A 6011-nucleotide genomic window follows, 5' to 3' on the forward strand; every position below is an offset into this window, starting at 1 on the left:
CAGTTGAAACTTGAACCTCTCACTCTATGGGTGGAACGCGCGGCTGAGCTCCGCCCGGCCGCGGACGCCGAACTTCGCGTACGCCCGGCCCAGGTAGTTGTCGACCGTGCGCACCGAGAGCCCGAGCTGCTCGGCGATCCGGCGGCTGGACAGCCCGGCGACCGCGAGCGCCGCGACCTCGTGCTCGCGCCGGGTGAGCACCGCGCGCAGGCCGCTCGCGTCGAGCAGCGGAGTGTGCGCGCCATGGCAGCGTTGCGCCAGTACGGCTGCCCGTTCCAGCACGACGTTGGCCAGTGTCCGTTTGCCGTCGGAGCGGTACAGCGCGCCCGCGGTGGCCGCGGCTTCGGCGGCGTGGAGCAGCAGGCCGCGGTCGGCGAAGATCCAGGCCGCCTGCTCCAGCGGCTCGGGATCCTTGGCGGCCAGGCCTCGGGCGGCGGGCGCGAACAGCGAGCCGAGTGCGGTCAGCCGCGCGTGCACCGACGGCGCGTCGCCGAGCCGCGCGGCGTCGTAGAGCGCCCAGCCTTCAACGGTCGGCTGGCCGAAGTCCCGCGCCAGATCCGCGGCTGCGCGCGCGGTGGACGCGGCGGCGGACCGGTTGCCGAGCGCGGCGAGCGTCCAGGCCTTGTCGAGCTCCATCCACGGCTGGAACAGCCTGCTGGCCTGGCGTTCCGGGCTGTGCGCGCGGTCGAGCAGCCGAGCCGCGAGCCGCCCGTCACCGGACAGCGCGAGGGCACCTGCCAGCGAGGCCAGGCACGGCGCGGCGAGCCGGAACGCGTCGTACTCCTTGAGCAGGCTCAACGACTCCCGCAGCGACGACGCCGCCACTCGCACGTCTCCCTGCGCCTTCGCGGTGGCGCCGAGGAAGCCCGCCCAGGCACCGACGACGTTCTCGGCCTCGTCGCGGAGCGCGGCCTTGTACTCGCGTTCGGCCAGCTCGCGCGCTTCGCTCAGCCGCGCGTTGGCGAGCAGGCCCATCAGCCTGCCGCAGCCGACTTGGGTGGCGCCCCAAGGGACTTCGGCCTGATGCACGGTCGCGACGTCCAGTCCGAGCCGGTAGATCGCGCTCGCCCGCGCGGTGTCGCCGAGCAGGCCCGCCGCAGCGCCGGCGCCGGTCGCCGCCCAGACCACGGCCTGCGGTTCCGCGTCGGGCGTGGCGAGCACGGACTCGCCGACCTTGAGCGCGTCGGCGCAGCGGCTGTCGAACATCAGGATGAAACTGCGATTGCCCTCGGCGGCGCGGCGGCCCGGCGCGCCGCTGATCTCCTCCGACGCCCGCTCTTTTCCTTCGCCCCAATAGAGAATGTCCGAGTTGGCCTGCCCGGCATGGCTCAGGATCTGGGCGAGCACGTTCTCCGCGCGCCAGCCGCCGCCGGAGTCGCGCGACGCGCGCGCGAGGCGTTCCGCGAGGTCGAGATCGAACCGGTCCATGGCCTGTTTCGCCGCGGTCAGCAGGATTTCCGCGTTGCCGGCGTGCCCGGCCATCAGCTGCCAGACGCCGGCGCGCAAGGCGTCGTCGCGTCTTCGCATCGGCGACGAGATGGTCGCCGCGGCGAGCTTGCCCGCGAGGTGACGGGTGCGCGATCTGGTCATGGTCGAGCGGATGACCTCACCGTGCAGCGGGTGGGAAAGCCTGGCCAGCACTCGGTTTCCGCTGTGATCGATGACCGCGAGGCCTTGGCGCTCGGCGGCCGTGATGGCCTCGGTGGAGGCGAGCCCTTCGAGCACGGTCATCGCCAGCGGCTCTCCGCAGGCGATCACCTCCAGCACGCCTGCGATGGCGTCGCCCGCCGCGTTGAGCCGGTCAGCGACGACCTCGCCGAGTCGCGCGGTCGCGGGCACCGAGCCGGTCCAGCGCCAGCGGCCGCGACGGCGGCGCAGCGTGCCGCTGTCGAATCCGGCCTGCAGGATTTCCCTGAGCAGCAACGGGTTTCCGCCGCTGACCCGGGACAGCCGCTGCCTGCTCACGGCGTCGAGTTGCTGCTCGAAGGTCTCGGCGAGCAGGCTGTCGATCGCACTGCCCGGCAGCTTCGGCACCGTGACGCGGGTGGCCTGGCCTTCCTTCCAGAGCGCGGTGATCGCATCGGGGCAGTGCTCGCCGTCCCTGATGGTGAGCAGGGCGAACGCCGGTGACCGGGTGCTCAGGTGATGGACGACCGTGGCGGACGCGTCATCGAGCAGATGCGCGTCGTCGACGACGATCGCGGGCCGCTCGGCGCGCTCGAACTGCGCGGCGACCCGGCGGAGCAGGGCGAGTCGGTCGGCTTGGCCGCCCTCGGGGAGCAGATGGGACACCGCGCCGAACGGGATCGCGGAGCCCGCGCGGGTCGCCGTGACCCACTCGGCCGTGTGACCGGCCGCGCGTAGCCGCGTCCACACTTCCCGTGCCAGGCGGGTCTTCCCGATGCCGGCGGCACCGGAGAGCACCATGCACTCGCCGCGCGCCGCGGCCGCGAGCACGGTCTCCAGCTGCCCGCCCCTGCCCGCGAGCGTCCATTCCTGTCCCAGCACCGGTCGGGTCACATGTGCTTTTCGGACGGGGCGGGCAATTCGGTACGGGAAACACCCACAGTTGCGTCATTTGGCCGAGTGACCTGGACTGACGGGCTTAGGTAGTCGCCTTCCGCGCACGTATGGGGACACTGGGTTGCGGCCTGGTCCACTAGCCAGTACAGTGATCGATGTCAGGCGCAGTGGGCTTGACAGCACAAAGTGAAGGGGGCGGCGACCGTGTCGCACGGCCGCCGCCCCTGAAAAAGAACCTGAAGAAAAGCTTGAGTTAGCCGGAAAGAGAGGGGTGATCGGACTCGGGGTACCAGGTGTCCGGCGGGCAGACGATCTCGTCGAAACGGAGCACGGCGCCATCCGCGCCGAACACGGTCACGCGGTGTTCGAGCACCGCGGACGGGCTGGCGAGGTCGAGCTGACGACGTTCGGCCGCGGTGGCGAGGCGAGCCGAATTCTCGCGAAGCGTGCGCGTCGGGTGGTGTCCGGCGGTCGCGGCGAGATAGGCCTCGACGCCCTCCGGCGGCTGGGCGCGCTCGAGCAGGAGCGGCGCCTCCTCGGCGACCGCGGGCGCGAACCACGAGGTCTGGATCCGGGCGGGTTCGTCTTCGCTGTTGTGGATGAGCAGCTGCCGCCGGAGAAGCTCGGCCTCGTCCGGCTCGCCCAGCGCGTGCGTGGCGTGAGCGGGCCCAGGCGTCAGCTCGACCGCGAGGAACTCGGTGCGGAAGCTGACGTCGACGGTCAGCATGGCCGACGGATCGCCGGGCAGCGCCTCGCGGACGTAGCTGCCCGAGCCTTGCCGCGCTTCGATGTAACCCTGGTGCTTCAACAGGTCGAGCGCCGCGTCGGCGGTCGGCCGCGAGACCTTCCAAAGCTTCATCAGAAAGCGGCCGGAGGGAACTTTGTCGCCGGGCTTGAGCTCGCCCGCGATGATCTGGTCCCGGATCGGCGCTGCGATCTGCTCGTACTTCGGCGGGACCTTCTGGATTTCAGGTATGTCCGTCCTGCGGTCGGCGAAGTGGCGTAGGTGTCTCGCCACTGTACCAGTCACGCGCTACTTTTGGTGGGAATTCGTCACCGAGAGTTCGTGTTGTCGGGAAATCACAGCTCGAACTCGGCGCGTCGCCCCTCGGGCACGAGGTCGACGTAGTCGGCGTGCTTCTTGACGAAGCCGCAGACGAACGGGCAGTACGGCAGCACGCCGACGCCTTGCGTACGCGCGTCGTCCAACGCCGCCCTGATGAGCTTGCTCGCCAGGCCTTGGCCGCCGAACTCTTCCTTGATCTCGGTGTGCGTGAACGCCAGCTCGTCGCCTTGCCGCTCGTACTCGGCGAAACCGGCGAGCACGCCGTCCGCGAACACCTCGTAGCGGCTCCGCTCGGAACTCTTCTCGACCTTGACGTCCACACTGCCTCCCTTGCCTTCCGCATCCTAATGACCATGACCGAACTCACGTCCGACGCGCCGCTCGATCTGCCGGGTGAACCTCGCCCGCGCCGCCATAATCACCCGGATTTCCCTGGCCAGGAGAGGAATCCGCGATGCGCCGGAATATTCAGTTCGTACTGGCCGGGGTGGCCGCGGTACTCGCGGTCGCGCTGGTGTTCTGGCTGGTCACGGCCAATCAGGGCACGGCGGCGACCCCATCCGCGAGCGCCGGTGACGCCCGCGCGCAGCTGGAGCAGCTCAAGATCGCGCCGCGTGGCACCCTCGACGGCTACGACCGCAAGAAGTACCCGCACTGGTCCAATCAGGGGCAGAACTGCAACACCCGCGAGGTCGTGCTGAAGCGCGACGGCAAGGACGTCAAGGCGGGTTCCGACTGCAACCCGACCTCGGGCTCGTGGACCAGCCCGTACGACGGCGACACCTGGACCAAGCCGTCGGACGTCGACATCGACCACATGGTCCCGCTCGCGCAGAGCTGGGTCAGCGGCGCGAAGGACTGGACGAACGAGAAGCGCGAGCAGTTCGCGAACGACCTCACCCGGCCGCAGTTGTTCACCGTGACCGACCGCGTCAACCAGCAGAAGAGCGACAAGGCGCCCGACCAGTGGAAGCCGCCGCTCGTCTCGTTCTGGTGCACCTATGCGACCGACTGGATCACTGTCAAGAGCTACTACGCCTTGACGATCACCTCGGCCGAGAAGAGCGCGCTGTCGCTCATGCTTGACAAGTGCTGAGTGCCGGACAAAAAGGTCTAGACCTATTGACGAGGGTGACCCAGGCCACCTAACGTCGACAGACCGCGCGGCTCCCTCCATCCGGTCCCTGCCAGGAGGTTTCGTCGTCATGTCCACACGTCTGGGTAAAGCCTTCGGATTCGTCGTCCTCAGTCTCGGCGCGCTGATCGCGGCGCCCGCCACCGCCAGCGCAGCACTGCCCACCTGCCAGCACTTCTACACCGGCACCATCCCCGACCGGCCGGTCAGCGGCGGCCAAGCCCCGGGCGGCACGGTCGGCGCCGTCAACGTCAGCAACCGCCTGCCGGCGCCGAGCGGGATCGCCGGTGGTCTCGGCGCCGATGGCAAGGTCACTTTCACGTTCAACCGTGTGCCGGGTGCGGTCGCCTATCGGGCGTTCCGCAACGGGCAGGCGTTGCAGTGGGTCAGTGACTGGGGCCAGGCGAGTTTCCTGGTCACCGACGCGAGTCCGTGCAACGGCGCGCACTACCAGGTGTACGCGATGAGCAAAGAGGACAACTCGCCCGGATCGCTCGGGCAGATCTCGTCGTCGTTCCGGCTGAACGCGTCGAACAAGCTCGCCGCCTACTCGATTCCCAAGGGAACGCAGTACTCGTACCGCGTCAGTGCTTACAACGATGCCGGGCAGACCGCGCTGGGGTACCTGGCCGGGCCCGGGTTCTGCGCGGTCGACGCGCGGAACATCCCTTGGGGGACAAGGTTTTACGTGCCCGGGTACGGGCACTGCTACGCGGCCGACATCGGGAGCTGGATCAAGGACGACATCGTCGACGTCTGGCTGCCCGGGACGCAGGCCGACAACTGGGGGATCCAGCGGCTGACCTTGGTCGTGGAGTAAAAAGCTCGTGCGCGTTGCGGGCGGTTCTAAGAGCCAGTCTTTGAACTTGTCTAGGTGGTCTTGGTCCGCTTTTCGCGGGTCAGGCGCCTGGTCATCATAGTGATCATGGAGAGGTTGATGAATGCTGCGGAGTGGTCGGTGAGGCGTTCGTAGTCGCGGACGTTGCGTCGGGCTTGGGTGATCCAGGAGAAGGTGCGTTCGACGACCCAGCGTCGGGGCAGGATGACGAAGGTTTTCTGCCCGGCGATTTTCTTGACGATGTCGAGGGTGATCCGCAGGGTTTTCTGCGCCCAGTCGACGAGGTCGGCGCTGGTGTAGCCGCCGTCGGCCCAGATCCACCTCACACCGCGTTGGACGGCGTGCAGGGCGGGTAGCAGCAGGCGGGCGGCGGCGCGGTCTTGCAGGTTGGCGGCGGTGACCAGCACGACCAGCAGTAGTCCTTGGGTGTCGGTGGCGATGTGGCGTTT

General features: G+C 68.9%; 6 protein-coding genes. 2 read left to right on the forward strand and 4 right to left on the reverse strand.

Annotated elements, in window-relative coordinates; genetic code table 11:
* Positions 1-24: 24 nt before the first annotated feature.
* The 3 genes from BLV57_RS42200 to BLV57_RS42210 all read right to left on the reverse strand — a co-directional run bounded on the left by BLV57_RS42200 (position 25) and on the right by BLV57_RS42210 (position 3909).
* Positions 25-2520, reverse strand: a complete 2496-nt coding sequence (locus tag BLV57_RS42200; protein ID WP_143047307.1) for a helix-turn-helix transcriptional regulator — start codon at positions 2518-2520, stop codon at positions 25-27.
* A 256-nt stretch (positions 2521-2776) separates the two neighbouring features.
* The gene (locus BLV57_RS42205) at positions 2777-3541 is read right to left on the reverse strand and encodes a GntR family transcriptional regulator (protein WP_176969059.1); all 765 of its coding nucleotides are present in this window, start codon (positions 3539-3541) and stop codon (positions 2777-2779) included.
* A 62-nt stretch (positions 3542-3603) separates the two neighbouring features.
* The gene (locus BLV57_RS42210; protein ID WP_091300323.1) at positions 3604-3909 is read right to left on the reverse strand and encodes a GNAT family N-acetyltransferase; all 306 of its coding nucleotides are present in this window, start codon (positions 3907-3909) and stop codon (positions 3604-3606) included.
* Between the two features lie 134 nt (positions 3910-4043).
* Between BLV57_RS42210 and BLV57_RS42215 the strand changes: the two genes are divergently transcribed.
* Both BLV57_RS42215 and BLV57_RS42220 read left to right on the forward strand, forming a co-directional pair.
* Positions 4044-4685, forward strand: coding sequence for an HNH endonuclease family protein (locus BLV57_RS42215; RefSeq protein WP_091300325.1), 642 nt, complete (start codon positions 4044-4046; stop codon positions 4683-4685).
* Positions 4686-4794: 109 nt separating this feature from the next.
* Positions 4795-5544 (forward strand): 3D domain-containing protein, encoded by a 750-nt coding sequence (locus BLV57_RS42220; protein ID WP_091300327.1) that lies wholly within the window; start codon positions 4795-4797, stop codon positions 5542-5544.
* Between the two features lie 50 nt (positions 5545-5594).
* Here BLV57_RS42220 and BLV57_RS42225 read toward each other — a convergent pair.
* A partial coding sequence (locus tag BLV57_RS42225) for a transposase (protein ID WP_143047308.1) occupies positions 5595-6011 on the reverse strand: 417 nt, incomplete at its 5' end.

The sequence above is a fragment of the Amycolatopsis xylanica genome (genome assembly GCF_900107045.1).
In the GTDB taxonomy this organism is placed as follows: domain Bacteria; phylum Actinomycetota; class Actinomycetes; order Mycobacteriales; family Pseudonocardiaceae; genus Amycolatopsis; species Amycolatopsis xylanica.